Below are 16,225 nucleotides of genomic sequence, written 5' to 3' on the forward strand. Positions count from 1 at the left end.
GGAATCGAAACCGATCCCATGACCGGTATCGAACTCTACGTGCAGCCGGGCTGTCCGTACTGCGAGAAGGTCGAGCGGAAACTCGAGGAACTCGGGCTGGACTACGAGGAACACACCGTCTCGCGACTTCGCTTCCGCCGCGACGAGGTCGAGGCAGTAAGCGGACAGAAGGGCGTCCCCGTGCTCGTCGATCCGGAACACGGCGTCGAGGGGATGGCCGAGAGCGACGATATCGTCGAATTTCTCGAGCGAACCTACGGAGCGAACTAGGGGTCCGGCGGTCGACTGCGCTCGCCGATCATATCGCGGAACTCGTCGGGGTCGTCGACGTCCGCTATCTCGTCGCGCTCGATGATCGCGGTGTCGTCGATCGATTCGCGAGACGCGTCGTCGACGAAGTAGACCGCACGCGTACGCGTGATGTGCCCGAGCGAACTCATGATCCGGGCCCGCTTGACCGCCGCCTCGGTGAACGCGGAGTGGCCCGTGAGCAGGTTGTCGGCTCGGCGGGTGTCCTCGCTGACCGCGTTGAACGGGGCTCGTTCGGTCGGATGGACGTCGAAGCCGATACGGGTGAGGACGGCCACGATCGGTTCGTCCTCGGGGGTCACCTCTGGGTCATCGGGCGTCGGCTCCGCCTCGCGGATGTCCTCGGCACCGTCGAGGACGCTGACGGGACTGGTCAGCCCCCCGTCGAACATGTCCTCGAGCTGCGCGGCGACCTCGACGCTCGCGTTCATGCCGTCCTCGTACTTGGAGACGGTCCGTCGCGAGACGCCGAGTTCTGTCGCGAGACGGCCAAGACTCCAGCCACGCTGTTCGCGCTCGTCGGCCAGAACGTCGCCGTCGATGTTGACGTAGAGACCGCCCGGCGCCGCGTAGATGAGTGGGGGGACGCCGTGGACGAACAGGTCGAGGGCCGTGTCGGGGTTGACCACCGGGACACCGTGTCTGAAGTAGACGACGCCGGGCTTGAGGTCCTCGTCGCGTGAGCGGAGACCGATGAGCAGCGGCGTTCCCGCCAGGTAGGTTCCCAGCCGACGCATCTCCCGGCCGGTCGGGCCGTCGAAGGCATCCACGTTGGCAAGCACTTTGACCAGGAGCAGGTCCTCTCGGCGGCGGGCCGCGATATCGAAGCTCTTGGGACGCGTCGAACAGCGGTCGCTCACCATGAAACCCGCATCCTCCAGCATCGCCGTGAGGTTCTCGATGAGCGCGGTACGCGTCATTCACGTTGAATACAGCACTCACGGCATATATGCGTTGTGCCGTCGAGGGGCCTTCTGTCGGGTGATTTGCCGATTTCGGTAGTCGAGTGGTTCCGCCGAGCACCGGAGCGGATATTCCAATCGACCCCGCGGTCGGTTCAGTCACCTGGTACGGGCCTTCGACGCAAAAGTTATTAATTAGAGGGCGTAATTTGTTAAACAACCATGGAACGATCGCACCGAACGGGGGGTCGCTGATGGAGACGGAAACGGCCCGCCCGGTTTCACGGACTCGCACCCGGCTCGCCTACGGTATCGCCGCGTTGGGCATTGTAGGGCTGCTCGGCGCCATCTCGCTGGGACTGGCCTACGGTCGCACCAAACTCGTCGGGATCGTCGTCTTCGGCTTCATCGCGATGATGCTGGGCGTCCTCGTCAGCCGGCTGGGCAACTTCGCCACCCCGGGCCGACAGGTCTGGGCGTACGGTCTCGCGAGCGGCGCGATGCTCGCCAGTGCGGCGGCCCTGATCGCCCCGAAAGCGATCACCCAGCACCCGGAGTACGGCGGCTTCGCCATCGCCCTCGGCTACCTGATCGGCTACGGCGGTCACGAACTCGGCCACCTCGTCACCCACTACGAGCTCCCGGTCAACGCCGCGACGTCGGAACTCACGCTCCACGCCCTCGCGGCGGGATCCATTATGGGCGTGGCCTACGGTGCACTCCCCTCGCTGACGGCGCTGTTCGGCTACGGGATCGTCGCTCACAAGTTCCCGGCCGGGTTCACCGGGACGGAGGCAGTCAAACAGGCCAACCTCCCCGTGAGCGTGATGTTCTTGCCGGCGGCCGCCGTCGCGATTTCGGCGATTCCGCTGTCGATTCTCACTCCGACGCTCTCGCCGATCGTCAAGGCCATCTTCTTCGGCGTCTCGACTGGTGTCTTCGCTCACGTCGGGATCGACATGCTCCCCGAGTGCTCTCACGTCGGTTCCCACGCGGACGCGACCGGTCACGGCGCGGTCCAGTGTTCGACAGAAGCCGACCGGCTGCGCCAGTACGCCGTGCTGAGCACCTTCCTCGGCGCGGGAGCCATCTTCGTCTTCTGGCAGTTCCTCAGCATGGGCTGAGTGGGGGTCGCTCCACCGACGCTACCGGCTTGACGGGCACTGGCGCCCACCGGCGTGGCGGTCGTTCGGAAATCCACGCGACGGGACGTCTCTCTCGCGAACAGCAGCGAGCTCCGCTCTCTCGAACGACGGCATCGCTGTCTCGCACGCCAGCCGGATTGTTCTCTTTGCGCGCTACGCCACCGCATCCGTTACGGTGCCCAGTGCAACCGCGACACTGCCGTTTAGTAGGTCCGCCCGCTATCGGTGAGCGTGCAGACCGTCATCGGCATCGACGACACGGACTCTCGCGAGCGCGGCATGTGTACGACCTACGCCGCCCGCCTGGTCGCCCGCCGCCTCCGCGAACGGGGCCACCGGGTGTCGGAGATCCGTCTCGTCCGACTCAACCCCGCCGTCGAGCACAAGACCCGGGGCAATGCGGCCCTCGCCATCCACACCGCGGCACCACCAGCAGTCGCCTTCGACGCCGCCACCGGCGTGGTGAACGAGACCGCCGAGACGGACGACGAGCGGACCAACCCGGGGGTCGTCGTCGCCACCGCGGTCGACGAACCGGTCGTCGCGTTCGCGGCCGACGCCGTCTCCACGTTCCACACCATCGAGGACGCCGACCGACTCGTCGCCGAGCGTGACTACCGGAGTGCGGGGTGGGGCGTCGGCCGGGGGAAGATCGGTGCCCTCGCCGCCGTCGGCGCCCACGCGGCCTTCGACGATTGGACCTACGAGTACATCGCCTATCGCGACCCCGACCGCTGGGGGACGCCCCGGGACGTCGACGTGGACTCGCTGTTCGCGGCCGCGGACGCGGCGTATCCCGGCGCCTGGGATACCGTCGACCGCGGCGAGGGTGCCCCGGTCTGTGTCCCGAACGCCCCCGGCCCCATCCTCTACGGCATCCGGGGCGACGACCCGGTAGCGCTCGCGCGGGTGGCTGCCGGGGTCGAATCCGAACCCGTTCACGATCGGGCACTCTTCGTCACGAACCAGGGCACCGACGTCCACGTTCAGCCGGGGAAACTCGGCGACCTGTCCGAGGGTCGGGCCTACCGACTCACCGCGGACGTGGTCGAGGCTCCCGAGACCGGGCCGGGTGGCCACGTCTTCTTCGCCGTCGGCGACGGCGACGAACGGCTGGCCTGTGTCGCGTTCGAACCGACCAAGCGGTTCCGGGACCGGGTGCGGGACCTGCGGGTCGGCGACCGGGTGACGGTGGTCGGCGAGGTGACCGACGGGACGCTCAAACTCGAGAAGTTCGCCGTCCGCGACCTGCAGGAGACGACGCTCGCTACGCCCACCTGCCCAACCTGTGGCCGGTCGATGGAGAGTGCCGGTGCCGACCAGGGGTACCGGTGTCGGGACTGTGGGACGAGCGCGCCCGGACGGGTCGAAGTGCCCGTCTCGCGGGACCTCGAGGCGGGCTGGTACGAGGTTCCGCCGGTCGCGAGACGCCACGTCGCGAAACCACTGATCAGGGGTGGGTTCGACGCGCCGACACATCCCGAGCGGTGAGCAACGCCGGTCTCAGTACTTCAGTCCGCTACCGGTGAGGGGCACCACGACGTCGTCGTCCGTCGACAGGACGCCCCGCTCTCGGTAGGCTTCGAGCCCGGCCACGGCGATCGCGCTCGTCGGCTCGACGTAGAACCCACGCTCGTGGAGCGCGGTCAGTGCAGCTTCGGTCGCCGCCTCGCCGATGGCGATGGCGTCGCCGCCCGTGTCGTCGACGGCGTCGAGGATCTGCTTCTGGCGAACGGGGTCGGTGATCTGGATGCCGTCCGCCACGTCGTTGATCGGTCCATCGGCGTCCTCATTGAGTGCAGCCGCGATGGGTGCGACGCCGGCCGCCTGCACTCCCAGCAGTCGCGGGACGGAGTCAGTCCACCCGGCGTCCCGGAGGGCCGTGAAGCCCCGGTAGGCACCCAGGAAGAGGGTGCCGTGCCCGAGGGGGACGACGACCGCGTCCGGGACCGACCAGTCACGCTGGGCGGCCAGTTCGACGGCGAACGTCGCGGTCCCTGCGAAAAAGGCCGGGTTCCAGGCGTGGCTCGCGTACCAGGCGTCACCCGCCTCGACGGCGGCGACGCAGGCGTCGGTCACGTCCTGCCGTGTGCCCTCGATGGGGACCGGCGTCGCGCCGACCCGCCTGATGGCCTTCAGTTTCGATTCCTTGGCCCCGGCGGGGACGTAGATGTCGGCTTCGACGCCCGCACGCGCGGCGTACTGGGCGATGGCGGCCCCTGCGTTACCGGAAGAGTCCTCGACGACGCGGTCGACGCCGAGTTCGACCGCGCGGGAGAGGGTGGCCGTCGCGCCCCGGTCCTTGAAACTCCCGGAGGGCAAGACGTACTCGAGTTTGAACGTCGCGTCCCAGGCTGGTGCGTCGGCCAGCGGCGTCCACCCCTCGCCGAGCGTGACGTGCGGTTCGATCGGCAGGAAGTCCTCGAACGCCCAGAGGCCGCGGGCGACGCCGAGCGTCTCCGGCGGACCGTCGGGGAGCGGTCGCTCCGCGAAGTCCAGTGGGTGGCCGCAGGTGCACTGCCAGGGCTCTCCGGGCCCCGCGTCGTAGGTCTCGCCGCAATCTGGGCAGACGAGCGAGGCGGCCATCAGACCGAGTCCACCTCGGTACCGACCGAACAGACGTACTCGCCCGTCGCGACCTGCGGGAGTCGGCGGGCCCGCCAGAACACCCCGTCGCGGTCCGCCGTGATGCGCGCCTTCAGCGACCCGAAGACGTCGGTGATCTCGAAGAGGACGTCGCCGCGGGTGACCCCCGCACCCAGATCGACGTGGAAGCGGACCAACCCGCCCGACGGAGCGCCGTATCGGTCGAAATCCCTCGCTCTCACCTGCACACCCGGTGTGGGATCGCCGTCGAGGAATCCGTAGTGTTCGAGGACGTTGAAGACGCCCTGGACGCCGGTCTCGATGCTCTCCTCGTCCCACCCGACCGTCCCGCCGAGTTCCGGGTCGATGGTCGGGATACCCTCGTCGGGGGCGACCCGCGCCAGTTGTCCCTCCGGACCGCGCTGATCCAGGATGTGGCCGGCGCCGAAGGTGCGGGCGAGTTCGAGGCACTCGTCGTGGAGTCGGTGATGACGCCCACAGCGGACCCGCGCCTCGTCGATCATCTGCGAGGTCGAGCCCTGGTGGAGGTCGAGGATGATGTCGGCCTCCGTCGCCACCTCGAAGGTGGCACTGGCGATGCGTTCCGAGGAGCTCCCGTTCGGGTCGCCGGGGTAGGCCCGGTTGAGTTTGGTGTCGTCGATGGGGTTGCGGTGCTCGGCGACCTGGTAGGCGTGATAGTTCGCGATGCCGACCACCAGCACCTCGCCCGCGAGGTCGCCCGGGTCGATCTGGGGGACGACGCGGCTCACCACCCCGAGGCCGTTGAGTTCGTCGCCATCGCTGACCGCCTGGATGTAGAGTGTCTTCCCCGCACGGTCCCCGTTGACGACCGCCACTGGCAGGCCGAACTCCGCTCCGTCTCTGGTCTCCCCGACGACCAGTCGACCAGTGTCGACCTCCCCCGGCGCAGCGCTCGCAGAGCCGAGCCTTCTCATTGTGTCTGATGGCCGCCGCTATCACCTTGAGCGATTCGGTTGTCCCGGGCCTCGCCGCCTATTCGTCGTGGATGGGGTCCCGGCCGGCGAGGTCGCGAAGTCGATCCGCCCCGGCACGAGTCCCCTTGGCGATGAGGATGTCACCGGCCTCGAGGGCCGTCGTGGGACCGGGCTGGACGACCCACTCGTCGCCGCCCGTTCCCGGCCGCCGGACTGCGATGACTCGCATCCCCGTCTCGGTTTTGACGGCCCGTTCGCCGATCGTGGTCCCGTCGAGGACGCTCCCCTGGGCGACCGTCGTCCGGGCGATGATCTCGTCCGACTCCTCGACGGCCTCCTGAACCACGACGTGGGTGTCGAGTCCCCTGAGGACGCCCTCGGAGATCTCCAGGGCCGCGTCGCTGATAACCTCCGTCGAGGTCGCGATCTGCATGAGGCCTCGGAGCGAGACGGGATCGTCGACGCGACCGGCGGCCCGCAGCGTCCACGCCTCGAACCTCGATTTCAACGCGTCGACCTCGGCTTCGAGCTCGACGACCTCTTCGGCGAGGTCGGTGCTGTGAAAGAGAACGCTGCCGTAAGCCAGGTCGACCGCGAGCTCGCTCATGTTCTTCATCAACACCAGCGAGTCGACGGCCCGTTCGAGATCCTCGACCTTCGGCTCCAGCGGTTCGAGGCGTTCGTAGGAACTCCCCGTGACAGCCTCGTAGACGGTCTCTATACCAGCTTCGGGGCCTCGGAGCAGGAGGGCGTCACCGGCGCGTAGGGTGGTGGCCTGATCGGGGTTCATCACCCAGTCACCGCCGCGACGGATGGCGAGCACGCGGACGCCGGTCTCCGTCTCCATGTTGCTGTCGCCGAGCGTGCGGTCCGCGTAAGCGGAGGATTCGACGAGTTGCCCACGCACCAGACTCTCGACCGCCTCGGGCAGTGCCGAGCGGATGTCGTCGGGGACGCCGATGTCCTCGAGGACGACCTTGGCGATGTCGCCTGCCGCGTCGCTCACCTTCTCCGCCGCCCCGATGATCCCCAGGACGGGCGCGAGCGTCTCCGCGTCCTCCGGGTTGCGCGCCGCGAGTAACAGACTCATCCGGGCGCGCAACTGCAGGACGTCCATGCGCTCTTCGAGGGCCAGCACCTCTTCGGCGACGGCGTCGCTCCGGTGGAGCACCGCCGAATACGAGAGGTCGATGAGGAGTTCGGCGGTGTCTTTCATCTCCGCGAGGAGGTCTTTGACGCTCGCGGGTTCGTACTCGACGCGACCAGCCATGTCTCGCCGTTCGCCCCCGGCGAGCAAAAACGTACCCCCGTCAGCCGAGCGGCCCGGTCCTCACCGCGCGTCCAGCGGCGTCCAGTCGTTGTCGACGTCGCCGACGTAGCGGGCCCGCGGCCGAATGATGCGGTTGTCCTCGTACTGTTCGATGATGTGGCCGATCCAGCCGCCGATGCGGCTCATCGTGAACAGGTTAGTGTAGATGTCCGTCGGGATCTGCATCTGCTTGTAGACGGTGCCCGAGAAGAAGTCGACGTTGGGCGCGATGCCCTTCTCCTCGAGGCCGAGGGAGTCCATGTGCGATTCGACCTCGCGGGCCAGCTTGTACCACTTGTCGTCGCCGCCGTCCTCGCCGATGAGCGTCTCGGCGTGTTCCTGGAGGATGTACGCACGGGGGTCTTTGACGTTGTAGACGCGGTGGCCGTACCCGTAGACGACACCACCCTCGTCGAGGCGGCTGTCGATCCAGTCACCGACGTCTGCCCCGCTCTCGTCGATCTCCCCGAGCATGTTGAGGACGTCCTCGTTGGCGCCGCCGTGCAGCGGGCCCGAGAGCGCCCCGATACCGCCCGCGACGGCCTCGTAGGGGTTCGCGAGAGTACTCGCGATGACCCGCGTCGTGAACGTCGACGCGTTGGTCCCGTGTTCCATGTGGATCTGGAGGGCGGTGTCCATCGCCTCGACGTGGGCCTGATCCGGTTCCTCGCCGTGGAGCATGTAGAGGAAGTTGGCCGCGTGCGAGAGGTCCTCGCGTGGTTCGACGGGCTCTTTGCCCTCGCGGAGCCGGTTGTACGCGGCGGTGATGGTCGCGAGCTTCGCGGCGATGGATTGGCCCATCTCGACGACCCCGTCGAGGTCGTTCTCGGGGTCGACCTCGACGTTGTCGTCGTAGCCGGCGAGGGCCGCCACGGCGGCCTGGAGCGCGCCCATCGGATGCTGGTCGGCGGCCGCCAGGTCCGCGAGCATCTCCATGATCTCGTCGGGGACCGTACGCTGTTCGGCGAGCGAGCTGGCGAACGCGCTATACTCCGATTCGGTCGGCAACTCGCCGTACCACATCAGGTACAGCGTCTCCTCGAAGTCGCCGTTCTCCGCGATCTCGTCGATATCGTACCCGCGGAAGACGAGGCGGCCCTCGTCGCCGAAGACGCGACTGAGTTCGGACTCGTCGATGACCACGCCGTCGAGCCCCTTGTGAATCTGCTCGGAAGTCATACCAAATTATTTATTGAATAGTGTCCGGTATCAGCCTTACTGTTTCGTGGCCGGATCGACCGGGATTTTACGACAGATGACGAATGGTTCTTTCGATACCACCGATATCGCGAAACCGCTCACTCGTCTCCCGAGACGGGCCTCTCAGCCCGGTTCGTGACCGGACGTCGATCGCCGGGTCTGCCGGTAGTAAAGCATACGTCGTTAACCGTCGAAGGTCACTGTTGTAAGAGATACCATGACAGACCAGCTCCACAAGGGACTCGAGGGCGTGCTCGTCGCCGAGTCCGAACTCAGCTACATCGACGGGGACGAGGGGACGCTACTCTACCGCGGCTATTCGATCGAAGACCTCGCCGAGGGCGCGAGCTACGAGGAGGTCCTGTATCTCCTCTGGAACGGATCGCTTCCGACGCGCGCGGAACTCGAGGCGTTCGAGGAATCGATGGCTGCCGAGCGCGCCGTCGACGACGGCATTTACGACACGCTCGAGACCCTCGCGGCCGCCGACGAGGAACCGATGGCCGCCCTCCGGACGGCGACCTCGATGCTCTCCACCGAGGAACCGGAAGGCGACGCCGAGCCGGAGGACCTCGAAGCCGCCACCCGGAAGGGGCGTCGTATCACGGCGAAGATCCCCACCGTGCTCGCGGCCTTCGATCGACTTCGTAACGGGCAGGACCCGGTCGAGCCACGCGAGGACCTCTCGCTCGCGGCCAACTTCCTGTACATGCTCACCGGCGAAAAACCGGACCCGGTGGCCGCCGAGACCTTCGACATGGCGCTCATCCTGCACGCCGACCACGGGTTCAACGCCTCCACGTTCACCGGGATGGTCATCTCCAGTACGCTGGCCGACGTCTACAGCGCGGTAACCGGCGGTATCGGCGCGCTCTCGGGCCCACTGCACGGCGGTGCCAACCAGGACGTGATGGAGACCCTGATGGAGATCGACGAGAGCCACATGGACCCGCGTGACTGGGTCGTCGACGCCATCGACCAGGGGCGACGCATTCCCGGGTGGGGCCACCGCGTCTACAACGTCAAGGACCCGCGAGCGAAGATCCTCCAGTCCAAACTCGACGACCTGAGCGAGAGTTCGGGCGAGCGCAAGTGGTACGAGTACACCACGACCATCGAGACGTACCTCACGGAGGAAATCGGCCTCCCCGAGAAGGACATCGCCCCGAACGTCGACTTCTACTCCGGATCGGTGTACTACCAGCTCGGCATCCCGATCGACATGTACACCCCCATCTTCGCGATGAGTCGCGCCGGCGGCTGGATCGGGCACATCCTCGAGTACCAGGAGGACAACCGACTCATCCGACCGCGGGCCCGCTACGTCGGGTCCACGTCCGAGGAGTTCGTCCCCATCGACGATCGATAGGGGGACAGTCCCTCGGGCCGCCGTATCGGCGATTCAGCGCTATACTTTCACTTTCACTGCGCTTTCGTCGGTTTTACTATCCATCCCCGTGTCACTCCACATGCGGGTCACACGCTGGGTACATCCCCCTTCCCCCATCTGTACCCCGTTCCCCCATCCCATTTCTCCCCCCTTTCGAGAAACAAATCGTTAACAATCGGTATCGCCAACCGGTGGGCATGCTCGCAGTGCAGGACGTCCTCGAGGCACGCGAACGCGTCAGTGCGGTCGCGAGGCACACGCCACTCGATCACTCGCATACACTCTCGGCACTGACCGGTGCCGACGTCCACGCCAAACTCGAGACGTTCCAGCGGACGGGGTCGTTCAAGATCCGTGGAGCGGCCAATCGCATCCGGACGCTCTCGACCGCCGAACAGGACGCTGGCGTGGTCACCGCGAGCGCCGGTAACCACGCGCAGGGAGTGGCGCTCGCGGCAACCCGCAGCGACGTGGATGCGAAGGTGGTCATGCCCGAGCACGCCCCTCACGCGAAGGTCGCCGCCACGCGGAGTTACGGTGCCGAGGTCGTGCTCCACGGCGAGGACTACAACGACGCCCAGGCGAAGGCCCACGAGATAGCGGCCGAGGAACGTCGGACCTACGTCCACGCCTTCGACGACGAGTACGTCATGGCCGGGCAGGGGACCATCGGCCTCGAGATTCTCGCGGACCTCCCATCGGTCGACACCGTGGTCGTCCCCATCGGTGGCGGCGGTCTCATCTCGGGTATCGCGACGGCGCTCGAGGCTGCCGACCGCGAGATCCGCGTCGTCGGTGTCCAGGCAGCGGGGGCCTCTTCGGTGGCGACGTCGCTCGAGAAGGGCACCGTCCACGAACTGGACGCGGTGAACACCATCGCGGACGGCATCGCCACCCGGGCGGTCGGCGAGCTGACCTTCCCGATCATCCAGGAGCGCGTCGACGAGGTCGTGACCGTCTCCGACGACGAGATCGCTTTCGCGGTCACCCTGCTGCTCGAGCGCGGCAAGACCCTCGTGGAGGGGGCCGGCGCGGTGCCTCTCGCCGCCCTCCTCGAGGAGAAATTCGATTACGAAGCGGAGGAAGTGATCGTCCCGGTTCTGAGCGGTGGCAACATCGACATGAACATGCTCACGACGGTCATCATGCGTGGGTTGGTCGACCAGGGCCGCTATCTCAAGATCCGGACCGTGATCAAGGACCGGCCGGGGTCGCTCCGGCAGGTCCTCGACGTCCTCGCCGACGAGCGGGCGAACATCTACGCCATCCAGCACGACCGGACCAGCCGCGACATCGCGATGAGCGACACGGAGGTCGAGATCGACCTCGAGACCCGCGGCGACGATCACGTCGAAGGCCTTCTCGAGCGACTGCGGGGGGAGGGCTTCGACGTCGAGGTCCTGGTGTAGTGACGAGTACTTAAGTGGGGACCGTCCGAACGGTCGTACATGAAACGCGTCATCGACTCGGCCGAGGCCCCCGCCGCCGTCGGGGCGTACAGCCAGGCGACCACGGACGGGTCGCTTCTCTTCACCGCCGGGCAGATCCCTCTCACCCCCGACGGCGACCTGCTCGACGACGAGGGCGTCGACGTCCAGACCCGGCAGAGTCTGGAGAATATCAAGGCAATCCTCGAGGCGGAGGGCCTGAACATGCAGGACGTCCTGAAGGTGACCGTCTATCTCGCCGATATCGAGGACTTCGACGTCATGAACGATGCCTACGGCGAGTACTTCAGGGACAACCCGCCCGCCCGCAGTGCGGTGCAGGTCGGTGCCCTCCCGAAGGGTGTCGACGTCGAGATAGAGGCCATCGCGGCCCAGCGCGACTAAACCGATGACCGGGCGACGACGAGAACACGTCCTCTGGGGACTCGTCGGCGCACTCTCGTTTCTCGTCCTGGCACAGGGGTATCGACTCCTCTGGGACCGGGGCCCGTCCCTGTTGTCCCTGCTGGCAGTCGCCGTGATCGTCTGGATCGGTGCCGCCGTCGGTAGCGCGCTGCTCGAGTCGTGGCTGGCCGGGAAGAGAAGGGTTTAAACGCCGGACACGGGTACGATGGAATGGGCCGGGATGGCCGAATGGCAAAGCGCACGCCTGGAAAGCGTGTCCCCTTTCGGGGTTCTGGGTTCAAATCCCAGTCCCGGCGCTTCTTCGACGACTCATCTGTGACGAGCACCTCGCCTAGCCCCGCCGCACCCACTTCTCCACGCGCTCTGCGGTGGCGGTCCCCTGGAAGACCACGTCGAAGCGATCCGTGGCGACGAGGCCGCCGAGGAGCGCGACCGCCAGCGCCGCCGAGAACCAGTTGCCGTAGAAGACGTTGACGCCGCCCCAGAGCAGGACGAAACTCACCATGTCGTCGAGGGCGAACTCGGTGGTCTCGAGTCGATCCAGCAGCTCGGTCCGGGCGAAGGCCGCGTCCAGCGCGAATACGGCGACCGTTCCGCTGAGGAGCCAGCCGGCGTAGTTCGAGAACGGGACGCCGTAGAACGCGCCACCGCCGAACGACCAGAACTGCAGCGCGACCGCCCCGGGGTCCAGGACCAGGTCGATGACCATGATCGTCGCGAGGGTGGCGGGCAACCGGACGAACCGCGACTCCGCACGAGGGCCCAGCAACAGCACGGTCAGCAGGTAGGCGTTGACCACGAGGGGGATGAAAAAGACCGGGAGACCGATGGGGATGCCGCCGACCATCGGCCCGAGAGAGATCTGGTAGGCGAACTCGCCGTACGGCCAGCCAGTCGTGATGCCGACGAACTCGATGGCGTAGGCGTAGCCCATGAGCCCACCCACCATGACACTCGCGCGGCGGTCGAGGAGCGGGACGATGGCCGCCACGAGCGGGAGCCGCATGACGGCGGTCCCGAAGAGGAGCAACATGGGCTGGTAGGCGTACGGTTCGGGAATCACGCCCTCGGCACTCGCGACGAGCAGGACGACACCGACGACGGGGAAGGTGACCGCGATGGTGAACCGATTCCGCCGGACGAAATCGTCGAATCTGTCTTCCAGTTCGTGCCGACGATCCCCATCCAGGTCGCGCCGACGGCCCTCACGCATAGGCGAGCCTCCACAGTCCTGCCGCGGTCAGCAGCCCGCCGACGACCGTGTTGATCGCGGGGAAGTACCAGTACGCGGTGCCGACGTCGACGTCACGACCGGCGACCCACAGCGCGACCATCGGATAGACGGCCAGCAACGCTCCCGCCCGCCAGTCCAGCGCGCCGAAGGCGACGGCGGCGAGTCCCCACGTAAAGACGCAGTACAGGAGGGCACCGCGTTCGCCCAGCACGGTCGCGGTCGTTCGAATACCGCCCTGCCGGTCGGGTTCGACGTCGGGGACCGCGGAGAAGGTGTGCATCGCCATGGCCCAGAGCCATCCCCCGACGACCGCGAGCAGCGGTGGCTGACTGCCTGCGATGGCGGCGTAGGCCGCGCCGCCGGGAAGGATGTAGAGGCCGTTGGAGACCGAATCGAGTGGCGGCCGCACCTTCAACCGAACCGGGGGCACGCTGTAGGCGGCGCCGAGCACCAGAAAGCCCGCGATCCACGGCGCGGCGGGCCGCGGGACGAGCGAGAGGAGTGCGAGCCCGAGCGCCAGACTGGCGAGCACTGCGATCACGGTCGCCCGTTCGCCCTCGTAGCGAACCTCCCGGTCCGCTTTCTTCGGATTCCGCCGGTCGATCTCCCGGTCGAAGACGTCGTTGACGCCGTACAGGAAGACGTTCGCGGGGACGAGGAAGTACGCGAACAGGGCGACCGGGAGGATGGCGAGGAGGTCGGTCGGGCGGTCGGCGCCAAACGCCAGCCCCACCAGCACGGGACCGGCGAGGTACAGCCAGAAGCGGGGGCGGGACTGTCTGAGGAGGTAGCCGGCGGGCACGGTCACAGGTCGTCGAGGACGTACTCGGCCGTGTGTTCGCCGCTGATGAGCGTCATCGGGACGCCGATGCCGGGCGTGGTGTACGAACCGGTGAAGTACAGCCCGTCGACCGCCGACGATCGGTGCGAGGGGCGGAAGACGGCGGTCTGGCGGAGCGTATGGGCCAGCCCGAGCGCGCTGCCGGCCTCGCTGTTGAACTGCGAGCGGTAGTCCTCGACGCTCGTCGTCCGCTCCAGGACGATGCGGTCGCGGAGGTCGGTGCCGGTGTGTTCGGCGAGGTCTGCGAGGATCTGCTCCCGATAGGCCGCCCGCTGTTCCGGACCGTCCTCGAGGTCGGCAGCGATGGGGACCAGTATCACCACGGCGCTGTGACCCTCCGGGGCGACGGTGTCGTCCGTCTGGGAGGTGACCGAGACGTAGTACGCCGGGTCCGCCGGCCAGGCCGGGTCCTCGAAGATCGTCTCGAAGTGTGGGTCCCAGTCGCCCGGCAACACGAGCGTGTGGTGCTCGAGATCCGGGACCTCGCCCTCGACGCCCAGATACAGCATGAACGCGGAGGGGGCGTAGGTCCGCGACTCCCAGTACGAATCGGCGTACTGTCGCTTCTCCGGGGGGAGGAGGTCGCGTTCGGTGTGTGCGTAATCGGCGTCGGAGACGACGACATCGGCCGGGTACGCACCGGACTCCGTCCGGACGGAGAACCCGCCACGGGCTCCCTCGATGGCGGTCACCGGCTCACCGGTGTGGTAGGTGACGCCGTGTTCCTCGCCGAGCGCGGCGATCCCGTCGACGACGCTGTGCATTCCGCCCTCGGGGTAGAAGACGCCGAGGTTGAAATCGACGTGGCTCATCAGGTTGTACAGCGCCGGCGTGTTCTTCGGGCTCCCGCCCAGGAAGACGAGCGTGTACTGCAGTATCTGCTGGAGTTTCGGGTGATCGAAGTACGACTCGACGTGGTCTTGCATGGAGCCGAGCAGGCTGAGCCCGCGGGCGTACACCGCTAGCCGGGGGTCGAGGAAGTCCCGGAGCCTGGAGCGGTCCTCGTAGACGAAATGCTCCATCCCCACCTCGTAGTTCTCCTTCGAGGTCGCCAGATACTCCCGGAAGGTCTCGCCAGCGCCGGGTTCGTAGGCCTCGAAGAGCGTTTCTAGCTGGTCGAGGTCGCTGGTGACGTCGACGACGTCGCCGGATGGCCCCGCGGACAGCCCCGGCGGGTCGCCACGGGGGTCCGGGCCGACGTCCTCCTTGAAGAAGATGCGATAGTGCGGATTCAGGCGTTTCAGCCCGTAGTACTGGGAGGGTGCCCGGTCGAAGTGGCCGAAAAAGCGCTCGAAGACGTCCGGCATCAGATACCAGGACGGCCCGGTGTCGAATCGGAACCCGTCGGCCTCGATGGTTCCCGCACGGCCGCCGAGTTGCCCGTTCTTCTCGAGGACCGTCACGTCGGCCCCGGCGTCGGCGAGATAGCTCGCGGTCGAGAGCCCGCCGAACCCGCCGCCCACGACGACGATATCGGTGCCGCTGGCGTCGGTCACGGCGACCACCGCAGGAGCGTATCGGCGACCGACTTCGAAACGGGTCCCAGCGGCCCGCTGGTCGTCGAAGAGCTCCCCGCTGGCTTCCCTTCCTTCGGGATGGCACTCGCCCGTTCGAACGTCACTATCGGATCCTTCGTAATCTGCCAGTGGAGCGCCGTCCTCGCGACGGCACGCAGTCGGTCGCGCCACGAGAGTTCCGGATGGTTCGAGAGGACGTCGTAGCCGTGGCGCCGGATCAACCGGTGGTGTTCGGCGTAGAGGACCGCCGAGAGGAGGACGCCGAACTGGACGTCCTCGGGCAGGTACGGGATCCCCTCGACGCCGGTCCGGTATCGTTCTTCCGCGCGTTCGAGTTCGTGGAGGACCGCCGCGGCGACCCCGGGGGTGAACACCTTCTCGCGGACCTCACGCTCGGAGGCGCCGTACTGCTCGAACGTGGCAATCGGGAGATAGATTCGATCGTACCGATCGATATCCTCGCTGACGTCCCGGATGAAGTTCGTCAACTGGAAGGCCTCGGCGAGGGCCTTCGCGTGCGGTCGCGCAGCCGCCGGAAGCTCCGGCGCCATGACGTCGATCAGCATCTCGGCGACGGCGACAGAGGAGCCCCGAAGGTACGCCTCGAGGTCCTCGTAGGTCTCGTACCGGTTGGTCTCGACGTCGGTGAGCATACTGTCGATGAAGACGTCGATCTCCGCGTCGTCCATGCCGTACTCCTCGCGGAGGCGGTTCGTGGCGAGCAGGACGGGATCGTCGGTGTCGCGTTCGCCCTTCGCCGTCGCCCGTATCGTCTCGAGACGGTCGCGTTGCTCCGCGGGCGTGGCATCCCCCGGGTCGTCGACCACCTCGTCTGCGATCCGGAAGAACGCGTAGAGAACGTACGTCGGATGACGCGCCCGGTCGGGAAGTACGCGCGTCGCGACGTGGAACGTGGCGCCCGTTTGTTGCTGGATCGCCCGGCTCCTGGCGACGTGACTCTTCGTTGGCCGTGGCTGATTCAC

Annotated in this window: 16 protein-coding genes and 1 tRNA gene; 8 read left to right on the forward strand and 9 right to left on the reverse strand. The window is 67.1% G+C overall.

Annotation, left to right across the window (positions count from 1 at the left end):
• The first annotated feature begins 18 nt into the window (after nucleotides 1-18).
• Entirely contained in the window at nucleotides 19-270 is a 252-nt protein-coding gene (locus tag HSRCO_RS01830) for a glutathione S-transferase N-terminal domain-containing protein (protein WP_259518691.1), read from the forward strand.
• Here HSRCO_RS01830 and HSRCO_RS01835 read toward each other — a convergent pair.
• Nucleotides 267-1,229 carry a transcriptional regulator gene (locus HSRCO_RS01835; protein ID WP_259518692.1) on the reverse strand — a complete coding sequence of 321 codons (963 nt, stop codon included), beginning with the start codon at nucleotides 1,227-1,229 and terminating at the stop codon, nucleotides 267-269. The genes HSRCO_RS01830 and HSRCO_RS01835 overlap by 4 nt on opposite strands.
• A 236-nt stretch (nucleotides 1,230-1,465) precedes the next feature.
• On the opposite strand from HSRCO_RS01835, the gene HSRCO_RS01840 reads away from it, so the two are divergent.
• Together HSRCO_RS01840 and HSRCO_RS01845 are read left to right on the forward strand one after the other, a co-directional pair.
• Complete coding sequence (locus tag HSRCO_RS01840; RefSeq protein ID WP_259518693.1) at nucleotides 1,466-2,335, forward strand: ZIP family metal transporter; 870 nt, start codon at nucleotides 1,466-1,468, stop codon at nucleotides 2,333-2,335.
• Nucleotides 2,336-2,587: 252 nt separating this feature from the next.
• Nucleotides 2,588-3,847 carry a tRNA(Ile)(2)-agmatinylcytidine synthase gene (locus tag HSRCO_RS01845; protein WP_396266406.1) on the forward strand — a complete coding sequence of 420 codons (1,260 nt, stop codon included), beginning with the start codon at nucleotides 2,588-2,590 and terminating at the stop codon, nucleotides 3,845-3,847.
• A 12-nt stretch (nucleotides 3,848-3,859) separates the two neighbouring features.
• Here HSRCO_RS01845 and HSRCO_RS01850 read toward each other — a convergent pair whose 3' ends face one another.
• From HSRCO_RS01850 to HSRCO_RS01865, 4 genes are read right to left on the reverse strand one after another with little or no spacing between them, the layout of a single operon-like run.
• On the reverse strand, nucleotides 3,860-4,942 hold the full coding sequence (locus tag HSRCO_RS01850) for a pyridoxal-phosphate dependent enzyme (RefSeq protein ID WP_259518694.1): 1,083 nt from the start codon (nucleotides 4,940-4,942) through the stop codon (nucleotides 3,860-3,862).
• Entirely contained in the window at nucleotides 4,942-5,898 is a 957-nt protein-coding gene (locus HSRCO_RS01855; RefSeq protein WP_259518695.1) for a succinylglutamate desuccinylase/aspartoacylase family protein, read from the reverse strand. The genes HSRCO_RS01850 and HSRCO_RS01855 overlap by 1 nt, the downstream gene beginning before the upstream one ends.
• 58 nt (nucleotides 5,899-5,956) lie before the next feature.
• On the reverse strand, nucleotides 5,957-7,168 hold the full coding sequence (locus HSRCO_RS01860; protein ID WP_259518696.1) for a potassium channel family protein: 1,212 nt from the start codon (nucleotides 7,166-7,168) through the stop codon (nucleotides 5,957-5,959).
• A gap of 60 nt (nucleotides 7,169-7,228) precedes the next feature.
• Nucleotides 7,229-8,386: a citrate/2-methylcitrate synthase gene (locus HSRCO_RS01865; RefSeq protein WP_259518697.1), complete on the reverse strand. Its 1,158-nt coding sequence runs from the start codon at nucleotides 8,384-8,386 to the stop codon at nucleotides 7,229-7,231.
• A gap of 238 nt (nucleotides 8,387-8,624) precedes the next feature.
• Between HSRCO_RS01865 and citZ the strand changes: the two genes are divergently transcribed.
• The 5 genes from citZ to HSRCO_RS01890 all read left to right on the forward strand — a co-directional run bounded on the left by citZ (nucleotide 8,625) and on the right by HSRCO_RS01890 (nucleotide 11,946).
• On the forward strand, nucleotides 8,625-9,776 hold the full coding sequence (gene citZ, locus HSRCO_RS01870) for a citrate synthase (RefSeq protein ID WP_259518698.1): 1,152 nt from the start codon (nucleotides 8,625-8,627) through the stop codon (nucleotides 9,774-9,776).
• Between the two features lie 218 nt (nucleotides 9,777-9,994).
• Complete coding sequence (ilvA, locus tag HSRCO_RS01875) at nucleotides 9,995-11,206, forward strand: threonine ammonia-lyase (protein WP_259518699.1); 1,212 nt, start codon at nucleotides 9,995-9,997, stop codon at nucleotides 11,204-11,206.
• Nucleotides 11,207-11,245: 39 nt separating this feature from the next.
• Entirely contained in the window at nucleotides 11,246-11,629 is a 384-nt protein-coding gene (locus HSRCO_RS01880) for a Rid family detoxifying hydrolase (RefSeq protein ID WP_259518700.1), read from the forward strand.
• 4 nt (nucleotides 11,630-11,633) lie between these two features.
• Nucleotides 11,634-11,837 carry a hypothetical protein gene (locus tag HSRCO_RS01885; protein WP_259518701.1) on the forward strand — a complete coding sequence of 68 codons (204 nt, stop codon included), beginning with the start codon at nucleotides 11,634-11,636 and terminating at the stop codon, nucleotides 11,835-11,837.
• A gap of 27 nt (nucleotides 11,838-11,864) precedes the next feature.
• Nucleotides 11,865-11,946 (forward strand) — tRNA-Ser (locus HSRCO_RS01890).
• Between the two features lie 35 nt (nucleotides 11,947-11,981).
• On the opposite strand, the gene cruF is transcribed toward HSRCO_RS01890, so the two are convergent.
• Genes cruF through HSRCO_RS01910 form a run of 4 tightly spaced genes read right to left on the reverse strand, consistent with a single transcriptional unit; the run spans nucleotide 11,982 to nucleotide 16,225 of the window.
• Nucleotides 11,982-12,863 carry a bisanhydrobacterioruberin hydratase gene (cruF, locus tag HSRCO_RS01895; protein ID WP_259518702.1) on the reverse strand — a complete coding sequence of 294 codons (882 nt, stop codon included), beginning with the start codon at nucleotides 12,861-12,863 and terminating at the stop codon, nucleotides 11,982-11,984.
• Nucleotides 12,856-13,686: a prenyltransferase gene (locus HSRCO_RS01900; RefSeq protein WP_396266438.1), complete on the reverse strand. Its 831-nt coding sequence runs from the start codon at nucleotides 13,684-13,686 to the stop codon at nucleotides 12,856-12,858. Before HSRCO_RS01900 ends, cruF begins: the two co-directional genes overlap by 8 nt.
• A gap of 2 nt (nucleotides 13,687-13,688) precedes the next feature.
• Nucleotides 13,689-15,221 carry an NAD(P)/FAD-dependent oxidoreductase gene (locus HSRCO_RS01905; protein ID WP_259518704.1) on the reverse strand — a complete coding sequence of 511 codons (1,533 nt, stop codon included), beginning with the start codon at nucleotides 15,219-15,221 and terminating at the stop codon, nucleotides 13,689-13,691.
• Nucleotides 15,218-16,225: a phytoene/squalene synthase family protein gene (locus HSRCO_RS01910; protein WP_259518705.1), complete on the reverse strand. Its 1,008-nt coding sequence runs from the start codon at nucleotides 16,223-16,225 to the stop codon at nucleotides 15,218-15,220. The genes HSRCO_RS01905 and HSRCO_RS01910 overlap by 4 nt, the downstream gene beginning before the upstream one ends.

Source organism: Halanaeroarchaeum sp. HSR-CO (assembly GCF_024972755.1).
Taxonomy (GTDB): Archaea; Halobacteriota; Halobacteria; order Halobacteriales; family Halobacteriaceae; genus Halanaeroarchaeum.

Bases quoted from the DNA above. Each gene is read 5' to 3' on its own strand.
- HSRCO_RS01830 (WP_259518691.1), top strand. From the start codon at position 19: ATGACCGGTATCGAACTCTACGTGCAGCCGGGCTGTCCGTACTGCGAG.
- HSRCO_RS01835 (WP_259518692.1), bottom strand. From the start codon at position 1,229: ATGACGCGTACCGCGCTCATCGAGAACCTCACGGCGATGCTGGAGGAT.
- HSRCO_RS01840 (WP_259518693.1), top strand. From the start codon at position 1,466: ATGGAGACGGAAACGGCCCGCCCGGTTTCACGGACTCGCACCCGGCTC.
- HSRCO_RS01850 (WP_259518694.1), bottom strand. From the start codon at position 4,942: ATGGCCGCCTCGCTCGTCTGCCCAGATTGCGGCGAGACCTACGACGCG.
- HSRCO_RS01855 (WP_259518695.1), bottom strand. From the start codon at position 5,898: ATGAGAAGGCTCGGCTCTGCGAGCGCTGCGCCGGGGGAGGTCGACACT.
- HSRCO_RS01860 (WP_259518696.1), bottom strand. From the start codon at position 7,168: ATGGCTGGTCGCGTCGAGTACGAACCCGCGAGCGTCAAAGACCTCCTC.
- HSRCO_RS01865 (WP_259518697.1), bottom strand. From the start codon at position 8,386: ATGACTTCCGAGCAGATTCACAAGGGGCTCGACGGCGTGGTCATCGAC.
- citZ (WP_259518698.1), top strand. From the start codon at position 8,625: ATGACAGACCAGCTCCACAAGGGACTCGAGGGCGTGCTCGTCGCCGAG.
- ilvA (WP_259518699.1), top strand. From the start codon at position 9,995: ATGCTCGCAGTGCAGGACGTCCTCGAGGCACGCGAACGCGTCAGTGCG.
- HSRCO_RS01880 (WP_259518700.1), top strand. From the start codon at position 11,246: ATGAAACGCGTCATCGACTCGGCCGAGGCCCCCGCCGCCGTCGGGGCG.
- HSRCO_RS01885 (WP_259518701.1), top strand. From the start codon at position 11,634: ATGACCGGGCGACGACGAGAACACGTCCTCTGGGGACTCGTCGGCGCA.
- cruF (WP_259518702.1), bottom strand. From the start codon at position 12,863: ATGCGTGAGGGCCGTCGGCGCGACCTGGATGGGGATCGTCGGCACGAA.